This is a genomic window from Collinsella aerofaciens (assembly GCF_964243765.1).
Classification (GTDB): domain Bacteria; phylum Actinomycetota; class Coriobacteriia; order Coriobacteriales; family Coriobacteriaceae; genus Collinsella; species Collinsella aerofaciens_BU.
The window spans coordinates 198070-221022 of record NZ_CAXTGI010000003.1 but is presented as its reverse complement, the minus strand read 5'-3'; the positions used below and the strand labels follow the sequence as shown (position 1 = coordinate 221022).

The following is a 22953-nucleotide window of genomic DNA, read 5'->3' as shown; positions in this document are numbered from 1 at the left end:
ACCGTCACCAACGACGTGCTGTACAAGGAGGGCCTGGACCTTCTCGTCGTGCCCTCCGCCGAGCTCTCCCGCGGCCGTGGCGGCCCGCGCTGCATGAGCATGCCCTTCTGGCGCGAGGACCTCTAAGGTTTTCAGTTTCCGGTGCGGTTTCCCTACAGCCGCACCGGTTTTCTCCCGTCAAACGGGCAACACTAATACTTACGTAATTCATTTCTTCGAAAGGAAACGAACCATGGGTGTTAACCTCTCCGGCCGTAGCTTCCTCAAGCTTCTCGACCTCACCACCGAGGAGATCGAGTACCTGCTCAAGCTCTCCAAGAACTTCAAGGACATGAAGCGCGCTGGCGTTCCGCACCGTTATCTCGAGGGCAAGAACATCGTTCTGCTCTTCCAGAAGACCTCCACTCGTACCCGCTGCGCCTTCGAGGTTGGCGGCATGGATCTGGGCATGGGCGTCACCTACCTCGATCCGGGTTCGTCGCAGATGGGCAAGAAGGAGTCCATCGAGGACACCGCCCGCGTTCTCGGCCGCATGTATGACGGCATCGAGTTCCGTGGCTTTGCCCAGGACGACGTCGAGGAGCTTGCCGCTAAGTCCGGCGTGCCCGTGTGGAACGGTCTGACCACCGAGTGGCACCCCACCCAGATGCTCGCCGACATCCTGACCGTCCAGGAGAACTTCAACTACGACATCAAGGGCAAGACCCTCGTCTTCATGGGCGACTGCAAGAACAACGTCGCTCGCTCCCTCATGGTCGTCTGCTCCAAGCTCGGCATGAACTTTGTGGCCTGCGGCCCCGAGGAGTGCATGCCCGCTGACGACGTCATCGAGGCCTGCAAGCCCATCGCCGAGGCCAACGGCTGCACCATCAAGCTGACCACCGACGTCAAGGACGGCGTCACCGGTGCCGACGTTCTCTACACCGACGTGTGGGTCTCCATGGGCGAGCCCGACGAGGTCTGGGCCGAGCGCATCGCTCAGCTCACTCCGTATCGCGTTACCTCCGAGGTCATGGCTATGGCCAACCCGGGTGCCATCTTCCTGCACTGCCTGCCCAGCTTCCACGACACCAACACCACGATTGGCGCCGAGAAGTGCGAGCAGTTCGGCATCACCGAGCAGGAGGTCACCGACGAGGTCTTCGAGAGCCCCGCTTCCAAGGTCTTCGACGAGGCCGAGAACCGCATGCACACCATCAAGGCTGTCATGTACGCTACGCTCAAGTAAGAGCATCTAGCATCTCGCTCGGGGTGCATTGCTGCGCACCCCGAGCGCTTTTGTCTGGTAAAAATCTCGCACTGAGCGACATGCACGGCACGGAAGAGCCGCTTAGGGCGAGATCAGTAAATGATTTATGAAGGGGGGATGAGAACTATGACTGAGACCGCTAAGAAAAAGCGCGGTATGCCTTCATCGTTCACCATTCTTCTTGCTCTGCTGGCAATCGTCGCGGTTGTTACCGTTATCGTCTCCGGTACGTCCGGTGGCGCGGTTACCGCTGCCCGCTTGAGCGATTTCTGCACCGCCCCGGTCAAGGGCTTCGCTGACGCTCTGCCCGTCTGCCTCTTCGTTATGATCCTCGGCGGCTTCCTCGGCATGATGACCGAGACCGGCGCCCTGGACAACGGCATTGCTGTTCTGGTGCAGAAGCTTAAGGGCAATGAGATCATGCTCATTCCCGTGCTGATGTTCATCTTCTCCCTCGGTGGTACCACCTATGGTATGTGCGAGGAGACCGTTCCCTTCTACGCCCTGCTCGCCGCCACCATGATGGCTGCTGGCTTCGACCCCATGGTCGGCGCTGCCACCGTCCTGCTCGGCGCTGGCTGCGGCTGCCTCGGCTCCACGGTTAACCCGTTTGCCGTCGGTGCTGCCGTTGACGCTCTGACTGGCGTTGGCATTGAGGTCAACCAGTCCATCATCATCGGCCTCGGTGCCGTCCTGTGGATTGTTACCACTGTTATGTCCATCCTCTTCGTCATGAGCTATGCCAAGAAGGTCAAGGCTGACAAGGGTTCCACCATCCTTTCGATGCAGGAGCTCAAGGACGCCGAAGAGGCTCACGGCAAGGCTGCTTCCGAGGTTCACAAGGAGGTCAAGCTCACCGGTCGTCAGAAGGGTGTTCTGATCGCCTTTGCCTTCACCTTCGTCGTCATGATCGTCGGCTTCATCCCGCTGGCCGACCTTAACGAGGGCGTCGCCAACTTCTTCGATGCTGGCGCTGTCTATGACGCCGACGGTAACGCCATCGTTCAGGGCTGGTCTGCCCTGATCACCGGCCTGCCCATTGGTCAGTGGTACTTCGACGAGGCTTCCACCTGGTTCTTCCTCATGGCTGTCCTGATCGGTATTATCGGCGGCCTGTCCGAGAAGCAGATCGTCAACACCTTCATCACCGGCGCTGCCGACATGATGTCCGTTGTCCTCGTCATCGCCCTCGCCCGTGGTATCTCCGTCCTCATGGCTAGCACCGGCCTCGACGTCTACGTCCTCGACGCTGCCGCCAATGCTCTGGCTGGCCTGTCCGGCGTGATCTTCGCTCCCATGAGCTTCCTGGTCTACTTCGGCCTGTCCTTCCTGATCCCCTCGACCTCCGGTATGGCTACTGTCTCCATGCCCATCATGGGACCGCTGGCTGTTAAGCTCGGCTTCTCGCCCGAGGTCATGGTCATGATCTTCTCCGCCGCCATCGGCGTCGTGAACCTGTTCACCCCGACCTCCGGCGCCATCATGGGCGGTCTTGCTCTGGCCAAGATCGAGTGGACGACCTGGCTCAAGTTTGCTCTTAAGCTCATCGTCGCTCTCTCCGTCGTCTGCGCCATCATCCTGACCGTCGCTTGCGTGATGCTCTAAGTACCCCTTGGGTACCCCACGGAAACCATGACGATCCTGTAAAGGATCACCTGGTCATCGTCTGTCCGGTGGGGTAACCCCACCGGTAGACTCCTACCTTTAGCCTCCTCCCGTTCCGTGCGCGGGAGGGGGCGCTCTTGTGTTCCGGCGTTTTGCCAAACGCCGGAACCCCTCGACGCTGCAAGCCCGCCAGAGCGGCAATCTGACGTTCAATCGTCGGGCATGGCCAAAAGGCCTATGCCCTCCTCTTTCACGTCACCTTGCTCGCTCTGGTGGGCTTTCGCTGACTTATGCTCAACCTGCGGCGCTGCCATTGTTGGCGCAGGGGGCGGCTTGCTCGCTCTGGTGCCTGTTCGCTGTCCGTTCTCTGCCCGCGACGTTTCTGCTGTTGGTGCAAAGGGGTCAGGTTACTTTGCGCCAAAAGGGGAAGTTGCGGTGGAATAGTTCCCGTTTGGCCGTCTTGAGGGGTTAAACAGGAGCTATTTCACCGCAACTTATCGATGGCGTGTTTGGTTGGTGCCTGTTGATGGCCTGGGCATCGGGGAGGGCAGGCTCCGTTATAATCGCGTAGGAACTTAATTTACGAAACGGGACGGGAGCCATACATGCGCCAGGGTTTCGACAACGCGAAGTATATCGAGCTGCAGGCCGCTCATATTAAGGAGCGCATCTCGCAGTTTGGTGGCAAGCTCTATTTGGAGTTTGGCGGTAAGCTGTTCGATGACTATCATGCGAGCCGAGTGCTGCCGGGTTTTGAACCGGACAGCAAGTTCCGCATGCTCAAGAGCATCGCCGACGATGTCGAGGTTATCATCGCGATCAACGCGAACCACATCGAGAAAAACAAGGCTCGTGGTGACCTTGGCATTACCTATGACGAGGATGTGCTGCGCCTGGTTGACCTGTTCCGCGGCAACGGCTTTGCCGTCGCGGCTGTGGTTATCACCCAGTACGCCGGCCAGCCTGCTGCCGATGTGTTCCGCAACCGCTTGAACGCGCTCGGTATTCCCGCCAAGCTGCACTATCCCATCGAGGGGTATCCGCACGATGTCGATCTGATCGTGTCCGACGATGGCTACGGCAAGAACGAGTTTGTCGAGACCACGCGTCCGCTCGTTGTCGTGACGGCACCCGGCCCCGGCTCGGGCAAGCTCGCCACTTGCCTCTCGCAGCTGTATCACGAGCATAAGCACGGTACCGCCGCCGGCTATGCCAAGTTTGAGACCTTCCCGGTCTGGAATCTTCCTCTGACGCATCCGGTCAATATTGCCTACGAGGCCGCCACGGCTGACCTCGACGACGCCAATATCATCGATTCGTTCCACCTTGAGGCCTACAACAAGACCACGGTCAACTACAACCGCGACGTCGAGGCCTTCCCGGTAGTCCGTGCCCTGATGGAAAAGATCCTGGGCAAGAGCCCCTACCAGAGCCCTACGGACATGGGCGTCAATATGGTCGGCTTTGCCATCACCGATGACGATGCCTGCCGCGACGCTTCCAAGATGGAGATCGTCCGCCGCTACTTTACCGCGGTCGAAAATGTGCGCCGTACCGGCGTGGGCGATGAGCAAGTCGACCGTCTCAAGATTATTATGAAGAAAGCCGGCATCGATAAGAACTACTCACCGGCGCGCTCGGCGGCCCTCACCAGGGAGCAGCTGACGGGTGGTCCCGTGGGTGCCATGGTCATGCCCGATGGCTCCGTGGTGACCGGTAAGACCTCCACGCGCCTGGGCGCCGCAAGTTCGCTCATTATGAACGCCCTCAAGCATGTCTCGGGCGTCGACCTTGAGCTCGAGGTCATTAGCGATGAGGCGATCGAGCCCATCAGCAAGCTCAAGACGCATTTCCTGGGAAGTAAAAACCCGCGCCTCCACACCGACGAGACGCTTATGGCGCTGTCGATCACCTCGGCCACGAGTGAGACGGCCGCTCGCGTCCTTTTGGGCCTGGAGCAGTTGCGCGGTTGCGATGCCTTCTTTAGCGTGATCATCTCGCCGACGGACGAGACGGTACTGCGCAAACTGGGTATCAACGTGTGCTGCGAGCCCAAGTTTGAGCGCCGCGGTTTCTTCCATCGCTAAGTTTGAAGCACCGCGGTAATTGCATTGCATTTTGGCCGTATCGGGTTAGCGCCCGGTACGGCTTTTTGATCAATAAAGCGCCTATTTCGGCGAAAAATAGCCGTTTACCTGCCTAGAAACAATTTGAGCGGTATACAATAACCATAACTGTTTCATCCTTAGCGGGATGCCGCATGATGGATATTACCTGCCATCGTGAGGTGTGTCGGTCGCGCACGGCGCGTTAGATGCTCGTGCTCGGTTTGAGGAGGCTGCTATGGCGGGCAAGGGTCGTGCGAGTGTCAACGATATGAAGCGTGTCGAGGTGCTGGTGTTGATGGAGATCGCCCAGCAAACCGAAGACAATGGCGGGCCGTATGGTTTCTCGCGCAAAACGCTTGCCGAGCGCGTGGGGGTTTCGCCGTATCGTGCCCGCGCCGCAATCGATCGCTTGGATTCCGAAGGCATGATTGATGTCGTCTCGCGTTATAGCGACGACGGCGGTCAGCTTGCAAATGGCATTTGCCTCACCGAACGTGGCGAGTGGTATCTTGAGGGCGTCCGTACCGGCATGCTCGTTCAGGAAATGCTTGAGGACGAGGTTGCTGATCGATAGCAGCATGTAACCCTTGCCATAGCGACGCCGCCTGGGAAACCGGGCGGCGTTTTGTTTCAAGATTGAGAAATGCAATCGCACGCGAGAAAAAATGCGAACGGTCCGCGGCGCGAGTATTACAATGAAGACCCGTAAGATGTGGATAAACAACTTCTACGGGAAGCGCAGGTAACTCAATATGACCAAGCATGTGTTCGTAACCGGCGGCGTGGTTTCGTCCCTGGGCAAGGGTATCACCGCGGCCTCGCTGGGCCGTCTGCTCAAGTCGCGTGGCTACAAAGTAACGATGCAGAAGGCCGACCCGTATCTGAACGTCGACCCCGGTACCATGAGCCCGTTCCAGCATGGTGAGGTCTTCGTTACCGAGGATGGTTACGAGTCCGACCTGGACTTGGGTCATTACGAGCGCTTTATTGATGAGAACCTGACCCGTGATTCCAACTTTACGACTGGTGCCATCTATAAGAGCCTGATCGCCCGTGAACGTCGCGGTGACTTTTTGGGCGGCACCGTGCAGGTGATTCCGCACGTCACGAACGCCATTAAGGATAAGTTCCGTCGTATTGAGGAGCAGACCGGCTCCGATGTGGTCATCACTGAGTTGGGTGGCACCATCGGCGACATTGAATCGCAGCCGTTTGTCGAGGCCATTCGCCAGTACCGCAAGGAGGCCGGCCCCGAGAACGTCTGCTACATCCACGTGTCGCTCGTTCCCTATATCGCCGCCGCCCACGAGGTCAAGACCAAGCCGACGCAACACTCCGTCAAGGAGCTCCGCAGCTTTGGTATCCAGCCCGATATTATCGTTCTGCGTTCCGACCACCATATCGACGATGCCATCCGCGGCAAGATCGCAAGCTTCTGCGACGTCGACACCGACTGCGTCTTTACCAATGAGGACTGCGCGAGCATCTACGACGTTCCGCAGCTACTCGCCGAGCAGGACTTTGACCTGCGCATTTGCGAGCGTCTGGGTCTCGATCCGCGTGAGCGCGACATGAGTGAGTGGAACGAGTTCCTGCGCAAGCAGAACCATGCCAACCAGCACGCCGACAAGGTGAAGATCGCCGTCGTGGGCAAGTATACGCAGCTGCCCGATGCCTACCTGTCGGTTATCGAGGCCCTGCACCACGCGGGCGTGTTCTACGATCGCCACGTTGACGTGCAGCTGGTCGATGGCGAGAGCCTCGACGAGCAGAACGTCTCCGAGGTTCTGGGCGACGCCTCGGGCATCCTGGTCCCCGGCGGCTTTGGCAAGCGCGCCCTGGAGGGCAAGATCCTCGCGGCCGAGTTCGCCCGCGAGCACAAAATTCCGTATCTGGGCATTTGCCTGGGTATGCAGGTGGCCGTGTGCGAATTTGCCCGCAACGTCGTCGGCCTTGCCGGCGCCAGCTCCTCTGAGTTCGATCCGGACGGCCCGTTTAGCGTCATCGATCTGATGAGCTCGCAGGAGGATGTGACCGAGAAGGGCGGCACCATGCGCCTGGGCGCCTATCCGTGCAAGCTCGCCGCCGATACCCTTGCTCGCGAGGCATATGGCGAGGAACTCGTCTACGAGCGTCACCGTCACCGCTTTGAGTTCAACAACGCCTTCCGCGACCAGCTTGAGGACGCCGGTTTGGTTATCTCGGGTCTGTCGCCCGACGAGCGCCTGGTCGAGATGGTCGAGCTGCCGCGCGACGTGCATCCGTGGTATGTGGCAACCCAGGCTCACCCCGAGTTCAAGAGCCGTCCGACTAATCCGCAGCCGCTGTTCCGAGAGTTCGTGCGTGCCTCGATCGGTCAGCACGAGGGTGTCGATCGCCTGCAGGTGACGCCCATGAACCTCGCTACGGACTAAGGGTGCCGGCGAATAAGGAACATACCGAAGCTACTCCCTCGTCGCTCGCCGTGGCGGCGGGGGAGTATCTCGATTACCTCGCGGTCGAGCGGGGCTTGGCGCGCAACACGATTGCGGCCTACCGTCGTGACATGACGACGTACTGCGCCTATCTGGAGCGGGCGGGTATTGTGTCTTTTGAAGAGGTGACCCGTCAGATCGTGGAGGGCTTTGTCGCCGATCGCCGCGACGGAGGCTATTCCGACGCCTCGGTGGAGCGTGCGCTTGCTGCCGTGAAGGGCCTGCATGCCTTTTTGGTGCGCGATGGGGCCGTGGCCCAAAACCCGACAGCGGCGTTGCGCCTTCCTAAAAAGGCTGAGCGTTTGCCGGACTATCTATCGGTGGAGGATGTCTCGGCACTGCTCGATCAAGACTTTCCCGAGGGCGAGATGGGACTGCGCGACCATGCCATCTTGGAAGTGCTCTACGGATGCGGTTTGCGTGTGAGTGAGCTGGTTGGGCTCGATGTGGGCGATATCCATATTGACGATGGCTTTGTGCTCGTTCGCGGTAAGGGCTCAAAGGAACGCCTGTCCCCACTGGTGGGAAGCGCGGCGCGAGCTCTGACGCTCTATGTAACTGAGGGACGTTCTCGCTTGGCGGCCCATGCCCGCGGAACCGAGACCTCGGCGGTCTTTTTAAATAAGAACGGACGTCGCCTGTCGCGCCAGGCCGTGCATGCGATATGCGAGCGGTATGGGCGTCAGGTGGGGCTGGTGGGGCTCCATCCCCATACCTTGCGCCACTCCTTTGCCACCCACATGCTCGCGGGCGGTGCCGACCTGCGTGTGCTGCAGGAGATCTTGGGACATGCCGATATATCGACCACGCAGGTCTACACGCATGTCGATCGTACGCAACTGACCGAGGTCTATCTGGCGGCGCACCCGCTGGCACATCGTTAACACATCGCTGGCCTGCATATCTATAGGTATTTGGGGACGGGCCCCAGATTGCCGCGGCGTGCTTTTGCGCGCGCATGGGCAATCTGGGGCCCGTCCCATTTTTTGCCACTTGTCGTCGCGGTGGTGGGCCGCATGTGCCTTGGGTGGGGGAGTTTGGGGGCGATGTGAACGGCATGTAAAGGGACGCAAAAATCGCCTCAAGGTCAACTTGAAGGTTGAGGTTGAAAGGCGGGGTGCCACAGGTGGCATCCCGCCGTTGCTGTAAACACAACATATTGTGTTTTCGAACATATGATTGGGGGGTGTTTTGCAATATATGGTGGGTGGAGTGGTGGGGCGGGGTGGGGGAAGGGGTGGGGAAAGGTGTTGAAAAATGGGGCGGTTCCCCATATTATTAATGACGTCGACAGGCGGGGTGGTTCCCCGCGTACGTGCCATCTGAGTAACCGAGGGGAGGGCGCACATGGGAATGACTGGTGCATACGAGCGCAATCTCGATGCAAAAGGTCGTCTGTCCCTGCCTGCACCCCTTCGCGAGGAGCTTGGAGAGCACGTTCGCGTGTTCAAAGCCCTGGATGTCGATGCTCTGTACGTGTTCTCTGCCGAGGCCTTCGATAAGTGGGTCGAAGGACTCTTCGCGGGTCGTGAGGGCCACGAGGGTTTTAACCCGCGTGACATTAATGACCAGAAGCTCATGAGGGCGATCAACAAGCGCACCACGTCGATGGACGTGGACAGCGCCGGTCGTATCGGTCTTTCCGAGTCTCTCCGCAAGCAGGCGAACCTCGACCGCGAGGTCACGGTTGTGGGCAACTACGACCACCTTGAGGTTTGGGATCGCGCCGCGGCCGATGAGGACGATGACGATGAGGCCCTGCTGGACCTCTTCTTCTCGTAAGGGCAAGGCACGGGTAACGGATGGAGCGTGGGATCTTGACACAAGAATATCGGCATGAACCTGTCATGCTCGGCGAAGTGCTTGAGTCGCTGCGGCTAAAGAGCGGCTCCGTTGTCTGCGATTGCACCCTTGGCGGTGCCGGCCATTCGGTAAAGATGGCCGCGCAGGTGGGGGAGACGGGCCTTTTGCTCGGCGTCGATCAGGACGACATGGCCCTCGAGGCCGCTGGCGCCCGTCTGGACCGCGAGGTTCCCGGCGTTCCGCACCAGCTGCTGAAGGGCAACTTCGGCGACTTGGACGAGCTGCTTTGCTCGGCCGAGGTGCCCGGGGTCGATGGCTTCCTGTTCGATTTGGGCGTTTCGTCACCGCAACTCGATATCCCTGGCAGGGGCTTTTCGTATAACGAGGACGCCCCATTGGACATGCGGATGGATCCGGGTAATAACACCTTAAACGCAGCTGAGGTCATCAACACCTATAACGAACACGACCTCGCCCGGATTCTACGCGTCTACGGCGAAGAGAAGTTCGCCTCGCAGATCGCGCGCGAGATCGTGCGCCGCCGCGAGCAAGAACCGATCGAAACCACCGGCCAATTTGTCGAGATCATCAAGGCGGGTATCCCGGCTGCCGCTCGTCGGCATGGCGGACACCCGGCCAAGAAAAGTTTCCAGGCCATTCGCATCGAGGTCAATCACGAGCTCGATGTGCTCGAACGAGGGCTTGATGCCGCCACCAGGTGGCTCAATCCGGGCGGACGTATCTGCGTCATCTCGTATCACTCGCTTGAGGATCGTATCGTAAAGAATCACTTTAAGGAGATGAGCCAGGGGTGCACGTGTCCGCCGGAGATTCCGGTGTGCGTGTGCGGCAACGTGCCGATACTCAAGGTCATCACCCGCAAACCCTTGGTTGCCCAGCCTGATGAGGTTGAGCGCAACCCTCGGGCGAGATCAGCCAAAATCCGCGTGGCGCAGCGTCTGTAGGCGCGACCGCGCGATATTGGACCTCCCGCTCGCACCATAAACGAAGCTTAAACACACTACCAACGTACTCGGGATGGGAGGCGGCATATCATGGGCTACAACACTTCAAGCGCAGCACTCGCCTATGATATGAACGCCATGCCCGCCTATCGTGAGACGCCGCAGGCCCCCGTTGCTCCCCGTGAGCAGCGCACGCCGCGCTTTGATGTCTACACGGGCGCGGGCCGTCAGGCAAACCAGGCGGTAAGCCCGGTTTTCATGAGCGTTCTTAAAACGTTTTGCATCATTGCGGCCATCTTCATGACGATCGGCGTCGCCCGCGTGGCGCTCGCCGGCGTTACGGCCCAGGTGCTCAACAGCAACGCCGAGCTTACCAACACGCTCGAAAAAGCGACCGATGAGAGCTCCGACCTGGAGGTCATGCATTCGGTCTATGGCGCCGACACGCGCATTCGCGACCTTGCGGGCGCTTATGGCATGGTGGAGCCCAGCGAGAGCGTTACACTTGACTTTTCGCAGGATGCAGCCGCGGGCGCCAACGCGACCGCGACCGCTCAGTAGCAAGACGGTAGCTGAGTATGACAAATGACTATCGCCGCGGTTCCGATGGGGGCCGCGGTTCTGGACGTCCCTCGTCGCGGGGACGTTCTGGTTATCAAGGAACGGGTCGGCAATCTTACAACGCCGGGCAGTCCCGTGGCAACGACCCGGCGTCGCGACTTCGCGGCTCGGGCGGCCCTCAAGTGCATGACACCAGGTCGCGCAAGAGTTCGTCGACCGAATGGCTCACAGGCACGCCTCTGCCTCGCCGCAAAGCCGTCATGGGCTTCATTGGGCTTGGCTTGGGCTTGGGCGTCTTTCGCCTTGCCGACTATCAAATTGTCGAAGCCGATAAACTGCGCGGGCGTGCCGATGCGCGCCGCCTGCTTGCGCAGACCCTCTATGCCAAACGTGGCACCATCTACGACCGCAACGGTAACGTGCTGGCGTCGTCGGTCGAATGTCGCAACATCGCCGTGAACCCCCAGCTTGTCGAGGATGTTGACAAGACGGTGTCGGCGCTGGTCAAGGCAACTGGAATCGATAAAAAGACCTGCCGCAAGCTCGTTGAGTCCGATGGAACCTGGGTGTATATCAAGCGCCAGGTGGACGAAGACGACGCTGCGGCGCTGGAGAAGAAGAACCTGCCCGGCGTGCTTTTTGAGCAGGCCATGAAGCGCGTATATCCATACGGCAATCTGGCATCGCAGGTGCTGGGTGTAGTGAATGTAGACAACGACGGCTTGACGGGTCTCGAAAAGCAATACAACAAGCTTCTGACCGGCACGAACGGTTCTCTCGTACGCGAGCGCGCGAGGGACGGCAGCTATATCGCGGGCGGTGCCTATAAAAAGGTGGCTGCGGTCGACGGCGTTGATATCGTGACGACGCTCGACGTCAATATCCAGCGTGCGGCCGAGGATGCCCTGGCAGAGGCTGTCGAGAAGACAAAGGCCAAGAACGGCTCGGCGCTGGTCACCGATCCTACGACAGGCGAGATCTTGGCAGCCTGCTCGTATCCGACCTACGACCAGACCAATTTGGAAAACGCCAAGACCGAGGATATGAACTTGCGCCTGGTCACCGATGCCTACGAGCCCGGCTCAGTCTTTAAGACGCTTGTGGCGGGCGCCGGCTTCGACTTGGGCGTCGTGCGATCGAGTACGTCGTTTGAGGTGCCGGCGAGCATCAAGGTGGGCGACGATACCGTCACCGATGCCGACAAGCGCGACTACGCCATGACCATGGATGTACGCGAGATGATGCGCCGTTCGTCCAACGTGGGTTTTGTCCTGGTGGGGCGCAAGATCGGTGCCGACGACTTTGCCGCCTATGTGGACAAGTGGGGCATCGGTCACAGCTCGGGTGTCGATTTTCCGGGCGAGAGCCTGGGCATCGTCAAGGAGCGTGACCAGTATGACGGCGCCACGCTGGGCTCGATGAGCTTTGGACAGGCGCTGTCTGTCTCGCCGATTGAGATCGCACGTGCCGTGGGCGGCATCGCCAACGGCGGCGTGATGATGACCCCGCACTTCTATAAGTCCAGCAAGGGCGACGAGAAGGACTGGGGCGAGGGCGAGCGCGCGATTTCGGAGGACGCCGCATCCCAGGTGACATCGTGCATGCAGACGGTCGTGTCGGAGGGAACGGGCGTTGGCGGCGCTGTTGACGGCTATGACGTGGCGGGTAAGACCGGTACGGCCGAACGTGCCGACGAGAACGGCGGCTACCTCAAGGAGAACTACATGTCGTCCTTTATGGGCTTTGCACCGGCACAATCGCCCAAGGTGCTGTGCTATATCACGCTCGACGGAACGCCGAGCGGCTCAGATGCCGCTGCGGTGCCGTTCCAGTCCATTATGGCCAACGCGCTCGACGTGCTGGGTATCCCACACACGAAGTAGGGGGTTACAATCTTTGGGGCGTGGTTTGTTGTCCCATATGAGGGGTGTTCACATGCCCTGCACCACGCATGCGCGGCGCTGGGATACAATACGCCGATAGCATTATTTAGGTTTACAGGGGAGCTGCAATGATAGAGATCGCCGTCAACAACCTCGCGGCCGCAACAGGGGCCCGAACCGTGACGGGAGAAGTCGATCGGGTATGCCGCGGGTGCGTTATCGACTCGCGCCAGGTCGAGGAAGGGACGATTTTCGTCGCCTTTCCCGGTGAAAACGTCGACGGCAATGATTTTGCTTCCCGTGCCGTCCAGTCGGGTGCCGGCGCCGTCGTGATGACGCGTGAGCCCGAGACCGAGCTGGTCTCGCTGGCGCAGGACAAGGGCTGTGCCATCTTGCTGACCGATGATCCCGAGGAGTTTCTGCTGCGTTTGGCGCACGCGTATCGCCTGGAGCTTGGCTGTCTGGTCGTTGGCATTACCGGTTCCATCGGCAAGACGACGACCAAGGACGTTCTCGCCGCTGTGCTCGCCAAGCGCTATCGTGTCTGGGCCACCAAGGGCAATTTCAATAACCTGATCGGCATGCCGCTCACGGTGCTTTCCGCTCCGGCCGATACCGAGGTCCTGGTGCTCGAGATGGGCATGAACCATTTCCACGAGATCGAGCGCCTGTCTCTGTCTGCCAATCCCAACCTTGCCATCGTGAGCAAGATCGGCACCTCTCATATCGGCATTTTGGGCAGCCGCGAGAACATCGCCCGCGCTAAGGCCGAGATTGTCCAGGGCATGTGCGCCGCCGGCGACTATTTGCCGCTGCTGGTTTTGGGCGGCGAGGACGATTTTACGCCGTTCATTCGCGATGCGTTCGCCCAGCCTGCTGGTATCGACGTGATGCTGGCCGGTGTCTCGGACGATGATGAGGTCCGCGCCCGCGACGTTCGCGTTGATGACGAGGGCCGTCCGGTCTTTACGCTCGATTTTGGCCAGGGCGAGACAATCGATACCATGCTTGCCATCCCCGGCGTGCAGTCCGTTCCTAATGCCGTTAAGGCCGCCGCGGTTGCCTATCGCCTGGGCGTGACGCCCGAGCAGATCGATGCTGCCTTTAGGGGTCTTACGATCACCGGGCACCGCCAGGAGATCAAGCGCGCCAAGAGCGGTGCACGCATCATCGACGATTCCTATAACGCCAGCGCCGAATCGATGGCAGCCGGCCTCGATCTGCTGTGCTCGCTTTCGTGCACGGGGTCTCGCATGGCGATCCTGGGCGAGATGGGCGAGATGGGCGATGAGGCTCCTCGCATGCATGAGCTCGTGGGCGCCTATGCCGCCGCCAAGAAGCTCGACATGCTGGCGTGCGTGGGTGGTGAGCTGGCCCAGCTTATGGCCGATGCCGCGCGCATGATGGGCATGGACGAGGACCGCATCCAGGTGTTCTCCGATTATCAGCAGGTGCTCGACCGCATGGGCGGCGCGCTTGAAAAACATGATGTTGTACTGGTCAAGGGTTCCCGCTTTGTTGAGCTCGACCGCTTTGTGGAAGGTGTGTGCTAGCCCATGTTCGGCAATCCCTCGTATCCAACGTATCAGGCTTTTTTGGGGCTTGGCATCGCCGCAGCCATTGCGCTGCTGCTCATGCCGTGGTGGATCAAGCTGCTCAAGGTCGAGGGTATCGGCCAGCAGGTTCGTGCCGACGGCCCCAAGCGTCATTTGGTTAAGCAGGGAACGCCCACCATGGGTGGCGTTGTCATCCTCGTCGCGATCTCGCTGACCTGCCTGCTGATGGGCAAGCTCACCACCGAGCTCGTACTCGTGCTGCTCGCCACGCTGGCGACCGGCGTGCTGGGCCTGATCGACGACCTGACCTCCGTTACGCATGGGCGCTCGCTCGGTCTGACGCCCCATGCCAAGATGATCGGCCTAACCATTATCTGTGTCACCTTTACGGTACTTGCCGTCAACTGGTGCGGCGTCGCCCCCGAGATTCGTTTTCCCGGTGGGTTGACGATTGACCTTGGCGTGCTTTCGACTACCATCTGCGGCTATTCGTTCCCGTGGCTCTATATTGTCTTTTGCTGGCTGATGATTGCCGGTCTTTCTAATGCCGTGAACTTGACCGATGGCCTTGACGGTCTTGCTGGCGGCACCTCCATGATCGCCATGCTCGCCATGGCTGCCATGGCGTTTTTGCACGGAGACGTGAACCTGTCCATCTTCTGCACCGCGTGTGCCGGTGCCTGCCTGGGCTTTCTGTGGTTCAACTGCTATCCGGCGAGCATCTTTATGGGTGATACCGGCTCGCTTGCTCTGGGTGCCGCGTTTGCCTGTACGTCCATCATGACTAACACCGAGGTCGTCTCCCTCATCATCGGTGGCCTGTTTATCGTTGAGACCCTGTCGGTCATGATTCAGGTTGTCTACTTCCACTTTACGCACAAGCGCGTCTTCCTTATGGCGCCCATCCATCATCATTTCGAAAAGAAGGGTTGGGCCGAGACCAAGGTCGTCATCCGTTTTTGGATTATCGCTGCGGCCTTTGGTGCCGTTGGCCTTGCCCTGTTCTTCCAGTTGGGATAGTGGTCTTTCATGCCTCTTGCTGATGTCTTTAGCCTGCTCGTTTTGGGTCAGGGCAAATCCGGTCTCGATGTCGCCCGCTGGGCGCTGGCACATCCAGAGCGCGTAAGCGCCGTTACCGTGTATGGCGGCGGCACCTCTGAGCCCAATGACGCCACGCGTGCGCTCGAGGCTGCCGGTGCGTCGTTTGTCTATGGGACCGAACAGGTCGAGGGCGCCTATGACGTATGCGTGACGTGCCCAGGCATCTCGGAGTTCTCGGGCTTCTTTAAGGCCGGGCGCGAGCATGCCGCCCAGATTATGGGTGAGCCCGAGTTTGCCTATCGCCTGTCGCCCGATAACTGGATTGCCATCACGGGCACCAACGGCAAGACGACCACCACGTCGCTGACCGATTATCTGCTCAAGGCTTCCGGTGAGGCCAGTGTAGCTGTCGGCAACATCGGCGAGCCGCCTATCAACGAGATTGACGGCCGAGCCCACAACGAGTGGTTTGTGGCTGAGCTCTCGAGCTATCAGATTGCTACGACCACCGAGCTCCACCCTCGCGTGGCGGTGCTGCTCAACATCACTCCCGACCACTTGGGCTGGCATAAGAGCCATAAGAACTATGCGCTTGCCAAGATCAAACTGTTTGACAATATGGTCGATGACGATCTGATGGTCGTCGACGTCGAAGACGCCGGCATTCACGAGTTCGATGAGTACATCTACACGCCGGGTCGTCGCATCTGCAAGGTCGCTTTTGACGAGCCCGAGGGTGCAGACGCCGCCTTTGTGCGCGACGGCAAAATGGTCGTGCGCCTGAAGGGCGTCGAGACTCAGCTTGTCGCCACGTCCGAACTCAAGATCTCGGGCCATCACAATGTTATCAATGCCCTGTGCGCTGCCACGGCTGCCCTGGCAGTCGGTGCCGATGTCGATGGTGTCTGCCGCGGTCTGGCCTCGTTCCAGCCGCTCGAGCACCGCGTGGAGCCGTGCGGCGAGATTGACGGAGTGCGCTACGTCAACGATTCCAAGGCGACCAACACCGACGCGGTCGAGAAGGCACTGACGGCATTTCCCGATGACAACGTGATCTTGCTGCTCGGCGGCCACGATAAGGGCACGCCGCTCACGGACTTCGCGCGCGTCGTTATGGATAACGTGCGCTCGGTCGTCTGCTTTGGCGATGCGCGCGAGCGCTTTACCGCCGCTATGGACGAGGCCGATGTCGATGGCGATGTGGATATCGCCCAAGCGGATGACCTACGCGATGCCGTGGACGTTGCCCGTTCGCTGTCGAGCCGTGGCGACGTGATCTTACTTTCTCCTGCCTGCTCTTCGTTCGATGAGTTCTCGGGCTATGAGGAGCGCGGCCGCGTGTTTAAGGACTACGTGGCTCAGCTTGCCGCTGCAGCGAAATCGCAAATGGAATAGGGGTTGCCGGTGAGAGAGGAGAGCCCCCGACAAGGTATGAGGAGGCCCGACTCGGACCGTGCTTCCTCGCGGCGCAGCACACCGCGTTCCGGTCGCGGCGGGCAGTCGTTTAGCGAACGCTATATTGCCGGCGTTCCCGCCCGCATCATGCGCCCCCGTCTGATATTTATGGCCTGCCTGTTTACTTTGGTGTGCTTTGGTCTGCTGATGGTGTACTCGGCGTCTTCGGTCGAGGCGCTGCACGAGAATGGCTCGGCGACGTTTTTCCTGGGTCGACAGGCCGCGTTTGCCGTGGTTGGTGTTCTGGCGCTGATTGCCATCGTGCGCGTTTTGCCGGACAGCTGGTTTGGGGAGGATGTGCTTAGGATCTTCCTTATCGGCATGATAGGGCTACTGTTTCTGGTGTTCTTGGTGGGCAGCGGCAGCCGTGGCGCCACGCGCTGGCTCAACATCGCCGGTATTCAGTTCCAGCCTTCCGAGTTTTTAAAGCCATTTGCCATTGCGTATTCGGCCATCATGCTTGATCGCTTCTTTTCGCCCGGTGGCAACATCAACGAATTCCTTCGCAAGATGGGCATCTACCTGGGTATTTCGCTCTTTCTGATCTTTATCCAGCCCGATTTCGGTACTGTCCTGATCATCCTGTTGACCCTCATGTGCATGGCGTTGTTTGCGGGTCTCGACCCGAGATTTATCATCGGCGTGCTAATCTTCGGCATTCTCGTGATCGTGATTGCACTTGTCGCAGAGCCGTACCGTATGGTGCGTATTCAGGTTGCCTTGAACCCTTGGGCTGATGAGTATGGTGACGGCTATCAGGCCACGCTTGCCATCATGGCCTTTGCCTCGGGCGGTCTGTTCGGCCGTGGCATCGGCAACTCAACCATGAAGTACTCGTATCTGCCCGAGGCGCACAATGACTACATCCTGGCCATCATTGGCGAGGAAGTCGGTTTTGTCGGAACCGTGCTGTTCTTCTTGGTGTTTGCGATGCTGATCTACTCGGCGTTTCGCATTGCCGAGCAGGCGACCGATCGTCGGGGCGCGCTCATGGCGTCTGGCTCCGCGGTCATTCTCGCGGTGCAGTTTTTGATCAATGCGCTGGGCATCCTCAACGTGTTTCCCATGACGGGCAAACCGCTGCCGTTTATTAGCTACGGCGGTTCGTCGATTATTGTGTCGCTTATGCTTGCCGGTCTGATCCTGCGCGTTTCGTACGAGAGCGCCCGTCGCGATGAGTACGACCGTCGCCGCGAGAGCTTTGCCGTTATGGATGAGAGTACCGCCGGCGTGCCCCACGTGCGCGGCGAGCGATCTTCGCGTAACGGCTTTACCGTTCTGGATGGCTCTGCGACCGAGCCGGCAGCCCGTCCACGCCCGCGAACGGCTCCGCAAGGTCGTCCGCAGCGCCCCAGCCCTCGCAGCGCGGGCGGCGGATATAATCGAATCGATTTGAACTCGGACCCGTCGGCGCGTTTGCGCACCGACGACCAGGGACCGCGTGTACGAAGGGACTACCATGACCGATAAGATGACCGTTGCTATTGCAGCCGGCGGCACGGCAGGGCATATCAACCCCGCGCTCGCCTTGGCCGAAGAGCTGCGTGACCGTGGCCACCACGTTGTGTTCGTGGGCCAGTCGCGCAAGCTCGAGGGTCGTCTGGTCCCCGAGGCTGGGTTTGATTTTGTGCCCATTACGGTTACGGGCTTCGACCGCTCCCGTCCTTGGACGGCGCTGACCTCGCTGTGGCGTGTCAACAAGGCCAAGCGTGCGCTCGCCAGTCATTTCTCAAAGGTCGGCAAGCCCGATGCCGCCATCGGTTTTGGTGCCTATGTCGAGGTTCCGTTGCTGGGGTGGTGCAAGGGCGCAGGCGTTCCGTATCTGCTGCATGAGCAGAACTCTGTTCCGGGCCTGGCCAACAAGATGATGAACTCCCACGCCGCCCGCGTGTGCATCTCGGTGCCGGCAGCGCGTTCGGTCTTTGAGCGCGAAGGTGACCCTGACCACGTGCTCATGACCGGCAACCCCGTACGTCGCTCGGTGATCGAGGGCGATCGCGCTCGCGGCCGCAAGGCACTTGGCGTTCCCGAGGACGCTACGCTGCTGCTCGTCTTTGGCGGTTCACTTGGCGCCCAGCACCTCAACGAGCGCGTGGCTTCGCTCAAAAACGAGCTGCTTTCGCGCAAGAACCTCTATGTGTTGCATTCGACGGGTGCCGACGGTTTTGAGGAGACCGAGCGCGCTTTGGCGCTGACGCCCGAGGAGGCGAAGCGTTACCGCGTCCAGCCTTACATCGACAACATGGGCGACATGCTGGCTGCTGCCGATTTGGTGCTATCGCGTTCGGGCGCATCGAGCGTGGCCGAGATCGCTGCGCTCGCCGTGCCTTCGGTGCTCGTGCCGTACCCGCATGCGACGGCCGACCACCAAACCACCAATGCCCGTTATCTGGTCGACGCCGGGGCCGGCGTGCTCTGCGCCGATGCCGATATCGACGGTTCTGCCTTTGCCGATGAGCTGCTGCACCTGGTCGATGACGCGGCGGCACGCGACGCCATGCGTCAGGCGGCGCGTGGTCTGGCTCAGGATAGGGCCGCCGCTCTTCTGGCGGATGCGGTAGAGGGTTTGCGTTAGTTAGACGGGATATCGTCGGTCGCCCTCGCGCTGATGCGGTAGGTGCGGTACAGTTAACGGGTTACAGGCAGTGTTTACGCAAGGAGTACACGAGCACATGGCTGATTCCCAGACTGCAACCTCCGCGCCCGAGTTTAAGAGCGCCCACTTTATCGGTATCGGCGGCGCCGGCATGAGCGGCATCGCCCTCGTTCTGCACGAGCGCGGTTATGCCGTTACCGGCTCCGACCTTAAGACGTCACGTTATATCCGCCAGCTTACCCGCGCTGGTGTGAAGGTGCATGTGGGCCATGAGGCCGCCACGATCGACGAGGTCAAGCCCGACGTGGTTGTTGTGTCCACCGCTATTCCGGAGTCCAACGCTGAACTCGTGCGCGCTCGCGAGCTGGGTATTCCCGTGTGGCCCCGTGCCAAGATGCTCTCTGCTTTGGGCCACGGCTACACCACCGTCGCTGTTGCCGGCACGCATGGCAAGACCACCACGTCTTCGATGTGCGCCACCATGCTCGACCGCATGGGTCTGGATCCGAGCTTCTTGATCGGCGGCATCGTCGAGGGCTATGACACGAACGGCAAGAACGGCTCGGGCGACTACTTTGTCGCCGAGGCCGACGAGTCCGACAGCTCCTTCCTGTTCCTGAACCCCAACGTGGTCATTGTGACCAACGTCGAGGCCGACCACCTCGACCACTACTCGGGTATCGAGGAGATCGAGGCAACTTTCGCCAAATTCATGAGCCTGGTGGGCGAGGACGGCACCGTCATCGTCTGCGGCGAGGACCCGCATCTGGTCGAGCTCGCCAAGTCGACGGGCCGTCACGTGCTTTCCTACGGCTTTGCCGAGAGCAACGACATCGTCTGCGTGCACCCGGATGTCAAGGGCATCCAGAGTGACTTTATCGTTCGCTTTGAGGACGGCACTGAGCACGCTGTGGAGATCAAGAGCAACCCCGGTCGCCACAACATGCTCAACGCCACGGCGGTGCTCACCGTCGCCCATGTCCTGGGCCTTGACATCGACGCCGCCGCCAAGGCGCTCTCGAGCTTTGAGGGCGTCCGCCGTCGCTTTACCCACGTGGGCGATATCGATGGCATCACCGTGGTCGATGATTACGGCCATCACCCCACCGAGATCAAGGCGACGCTTGCTGCCGCTTCCTCGCTGGGCTACAAGCACGTCGATGTCGTGTTCCAGCCGCACCGCTATTCGCGCCTGCAGGCCCTGTGCGACGACTTTGCCGATGCATTTGCCAATGCCGATAAACTGCTGCTGATTGATGTGTTCTCGGCTGGCGAGATGCCCATTCCGGGTGTCACCTCTAAGATGCTCGCCGATACCGTGCGCGCCAAGCATCCTGGCAAGGAGGTCGTGTACTGCTCCAGCCGTCTTGAGCTCAATCAGGAGCTCGAGCAGATGGTGGGCGAGGGCGACCTGCTGCTCACCATGGGTGCCGGCGACGTTACGACCGTCGGTCCCGAGTTCATTGAGTATCTGACTGCCAAGAAAGACGCTTAAGTCTAATGGGTCTGTTTAACGCCGTCATGGCGCTCTCGGGCATGATCGACACGGATGTGATCGAGGACGAGCGCCTTGCGCGTCATACGAGCTATCGTATCGGCGGCAAGGCCGACCTCTTTGTGACGTGCCATAGCTATCATGCCCTCCGCCGCGCCGTGGCGGTGCTCGATCGCGAGCAGGTGCCGTGGGTCATCATCGGCAAGGGCTCCAATCTGCTGGTTGCCGATGGCGGTTATCGCGGTGCCGTCATTTCGCTCGGACGTGAGTTTCAGCGCACGGTTGTTGCCGATGACGGTTGTACGCTGACGGTCGGTGCGGGCGTGATGTTTGCGCGCCTGGTCAACGATGCCCTGTCGCGTAGCCTCTCGGGCCTTGAGTTTGCCGTTGGCATTCCTGGTTCGGTCGGCGGTGCGATATCCATGAATGCCGGCACACGGACCGAGTGGATTGGCTCGCTGGTTGAGGATGTCGTAACGTTTGACCCGGCATCCGGTATCAAGCATTATGCGGGGTCCGAGATCACTTGGGACTACCGCGAATGTAGCCTTCCCCGCAATGAGATCATCCTCGAGTGCGTGTTCAAGCTTAAACCGGCGCCCAAGGCCGACATTCGCGAGCGCATGGAGCGGTACCTGACGAGGCGCAAGCGTACGCAGCCCATGGGTCGCGCATCCTGCGGGTCTGTCTTTCGCAACCCGCCCGATGCGAGTGTGGGCAAGCTTATCGAGGATTGTGGATTAAAGGGTTTTTCGATTGGCGGCGCGGAAGTTTCGCCCGTTCACGCTAATTTTATCGTTAATAACGGAACTGCCTCGGCCGATGACGTTGCCGCGGTTATTAGACATGTGCACGGAAAGGTGAGGGAGGCGTATGGCATCGAGCTCAGACCGGAAGTTAAATTCCTCGGCTTCTAGAGCATCGAAACCCACCTTCCGCCGCGCCGGAGGGCGTTCCGGCGCGCCTGCCAAACCTCAACGCAATACCGTCGCGCACTCTAAGTCTGTCGGGTATGCTCGACAGACCAGTCGTCCGGTCGTCGGCTCGCAGCTCGGTAATCGTCCGGCCGCAAAAAAGTCCTCGCGTCCCTCGATGACGTCAAAGCCTGTTATGGGCGCCAAGCCTGCCCGTCCCATGGCGGCTCCCAAGCCCTCGACGGGAACTAAAGCGGCGCGTCCAGGTCGCACGCTGGGCGCATCGAAACCGCGCTCGCTGACATCGGTGCCGGCTACCGCCAAGAAGCCTTCGAGTAAAAAAGGTTTCAACCCGTTATCTTCACTTGGAGCGATGGCAAATAAAACATCAGACGCCGCTTCTGTCGTTACAGGCAAAGGCAAAATCGTGGGCGGCGTTCTGGCCGTCTTGGCCGTGCTCGTCGTCGTTGCCATCGTGGTGATCAACTCTGGACTGTTTACTGCCACTGATATTCAGATTCAAGGCAGCGAGCATGTGACGAAGCACGATGCTATCCAGCTGATCGACTTGCCCGAGGGAACGTCGCTTTTTAACGTCGATCCCGACCAGATTACCGAGGATCTCAAGCAGAACCCGTGGGTTTCGGGCGTGGATGTCCAGCGCCAGTTTCCCCATACGCTTATCATCACGCCGACGGAGCGTAAAGTTATCGCCATTGCGTATATCAGCTCCGACGACCTTGCCTGGGCTATCGGAGACGATGACACCTGGATCGCCCCGCTGTCGACGTCGGTCGAAGTGGACGACCAGGGCAACGTCATCACGACAGGGCAGGGCTCAAATACCTTGACCGGAATCGATGCCGCGCTGGCGCTCGCCAAGCATTATGGCGCGGTGTTGTTGACTGATGTCTCGGCGGATGTCGCTCCGGTTTCCGGCCAGGCGGTGAACTCCAAGGCCGTTAAGGCCGGCCTGGATTATGTGCGTGGTTTTTCGAGCGAGTTCTTGGGACAAGTCAAGGATATTTCTACGCCTTCGGTCGAAGCCATCTCGGCAAACCTCAATAACGGCATTGAGGTGTCGCTGGGCGATTCGGACGATATCGCCAAGAAGGAACGCGTAGTCACCAAGTTGCTTTCGCAGGTAGAGGGCGTAACGTATATCAATGTGCGCTCTCCGGGCAACTACACATTTAGGAATGCTCCGACCTCGTAGCGCTGGTTGATGCTTTGTTGAGGGGCCATACC

The 22953-nt window shown here is 60.0% G+C and carries 19 protein-coding genes; all 19 read left to right on the top strand.

Going from position 1 to position 22953, the window contains the following annotated elements; all coding sequences use genetic code 11:
* A partial coding sequence (locus ACESSC_RS03790; RefSeq protein ID WP_229770747.1) for an arginine deiminase family protein occupies positions 1-126 on the top strand: 126 nt, incomplete at its 5' end.
* Between the two features lie 106 nt (positions 127-232).
* Positions 233-1228, top strand: coding sequence for an ornithine carbamoyltransferase (argF, locus tag ACESSC_RS03785; RefSeq protein ID WP_117584234.1), 996 nt, complete (start codon positions 233-235; stop codon positions 1226-1228).
* Between the two features lie 138 nt (positions 1229-1366).
* Positions 1367-2854, top strand: a complete 1488-nt coding sequence (locus ACESSC_RS03780; protein ID WP_369831459.1) for a YfcC family protein — start codon at positions 1367-1369, stop codon at positions 2852-2854.
* A gap of 605 nt (positions 2855-3459) precedes the next feature.
* Positions 3460-4941: a DUF1846 domain-containing protein gene (locus ACESSC_RS03775; RefSeq protein ID WP_117564670.1), complete on the top strand. Its 1482-nt coding sequence runs from the start codon at positions 3460-3462 to the stop codon at positions 4939-4941.
* 256 nt (positions 4942-5197) lie between these two features.
* The gene (locus ACESSC_RS03770; protein WP_117655154.1) at positions 5198-5536 is read left to right on the top strand and encodes a helix-turn-helix domain-containing protein; all 339 of its coding nucleotides are present in this window, start codon (positions 5198-5200) and stop codon (positions 5534-5536) included.
* 178 nt (positions 5537-5714) lie between these two features.
* Positions 5715-7376 carry a CTP synthase gene (pyrG, locus tag ACESSC_RS03765; protein ID WP_373161273.1) on the top strand — a complete coding sequence of 554 codons (1662 nt, stop codon included), beginning with the start codon at positions 5715-5717 and terminating at the stop codon, positions 7374-7376.
* A gap of 2 nt (positions 7377-7378) precedes the next feature.
* Positions 7379-8320: a site-specific tyrosine recombinase XerD gene (gene xerD / locus ACESSC_RS03760; RefSeq protein WP_187362349.1), complete on the top strand. Its 942-nt coding sequence runs from the start codon at positions 7379-7381 to the stop codon at positions 8318-8320.
* Positions 8321-8783: 463 nt separating this feature from the next.
* Entirely contained in the window at positions 8784-9218 is a 435-nt protein-coding gene (locus ACESSC_RS03755; RefSeq protein WP_006234269.1) for a division/cell wall cluster transcriptional repressor MraZ, read from the top strand.
* 20 nt (positions 9219-9238) lie between these two features.
* Positions 9239-10204, top strand: a complete 966-nt coding sequence (gene rsmH / locus ACESSC_RS03750) for a 16S rRNA (cytosine(1402)-N(4))-methyltransferase RsmH (protein ID WP_006234266.1) — start codon at positions 9239-9241, stop codon at positions 10202-10204.
* A gap of 90 nt (positions 10205-10294) precedes the next feature.
* A complete protein-coding gene (locus ACESSC_RS03745; RefSeq protein WP_022094483.1) occupies positions 10295-10765 on the top strand; it encodes a hypothetical protein in 471 nt (156 codons plus the stop codon).
* A 182-nt stretch (positions 10766-10947) separates the two neighbouring features.
* Positions 10948-12648 carry a peptidoglycan D,D-transpeptidase FtsI family protein gene (locus ACESSC_RS03740; protein ID WP_373161272.1) on the top strand — a complete coding sequence of 567 codons (1701 nt, stop codon included), beginning with the start codon at positions 10948-10950 and terminating at the stop codon, positions 12646-12648.
* Between the two features lie 128 nt (positions 12649-12776).
* Complete coding sequence (locus ACESSC_RS03735) at positions 12777-14201, top strand: UDP-N-acetylmuramoyl-tripeptide--D-alanyl-D-alanine ligase (RefSeq protein ID WP_373161271.1); 1425 nt, start codon at positions 12777-12779, stop codon at positions 14199-14201.
* Positions 14202-14204: 3 nt separating this feature from the next.
* The gene (gene mraY, locus ACESSC_RS03730; RefSeq protein ID WP_089571579.1) at positions 14205-15224 is read left to right on the top strand and encodes a phospho-N-acetylmuramoyl-pentapeptide-transferase; all 1020 of its coding nucleotides are present in this window, start codon (positions 14205-14207) and stop codon (positions 15222-15224) included.
* Positions 15225-15233: 9 nt separating this feature from the next.
* Entirely contained in the window at positions 15234-16640 is a 1407-nt protein-coding gene (gene murD, locus ACESSC_RS03725; protein ID WP_373161269.1) for a UDP-N-acetylmuramoyl-L-alanine--D-glutamate ligase, read from the top strand.
* 36 nt (positions 16641-16676) lie between these two features.
* Positions 16677-18170 carry a putative lipid II flippase FtsW gene (gene ftsW, locus ACESSC_RS03720; RefSeq protein ID WP_373161268.1) on the top strand — a complete coding sequence of 498 codons (1494 nt, stop codon included), beginning with the start codon at positions 16677-16679 and terminating at the stop codon, positions 18168-18170.
* Positions 18160-19275, top strand: a complete 1116-nt coding sequence (murG, locus tag ACESSC_RS03715; RefSeq protein ID WP_089571582.1) for an undecaprenyldiphospho-muramoylpentapeptide beta-N-acetylglucosaminyltransferase — start codon at positions 18160-18162, stop codon at positions 19273-19275. Before ftsW ends, murG begins: the two co-directional genes overlap by 11 nt.
* 97 nt (positions 19276-19372) lie before the next feature.
* A complete protein-coding gene (murC, locus tag ACESSC_RS03710; protein WP_117798217.1) occupies positions 19373-20791 on the top strand; it encodes a UDP-N-acetylmuramate--L-alanine ligase in 1419 nt (472 codons plus the stop codon).
* A gap of 5 nt (positions 20792-20796) precedes the next feature.
* Complete coding sequence (murB, locus tag ACESSC_RS03705; RefSeq protein ID WP_117640323.1) at positions 20797-21708, top strand: UDP-N-acetylmuramate dehydrogenase; 912 nt, start codon at positions 20797-20799, stop codon at positions 21706-21708.
* 424 nt (positions 21709-22132) lie between these two features.
* A complete protein-coding gene (locus tag ACESSC_RS03700) occupies positions 22133-22921 on the top strand; it encodes a cell division protein FtsQ/DivIB (RefSeq protein ID WP_231501570.1) in 789 nt (262 codons plus the stop codon).
* Positions 22922-22953 lie beyond the last annotated feature (32 nt).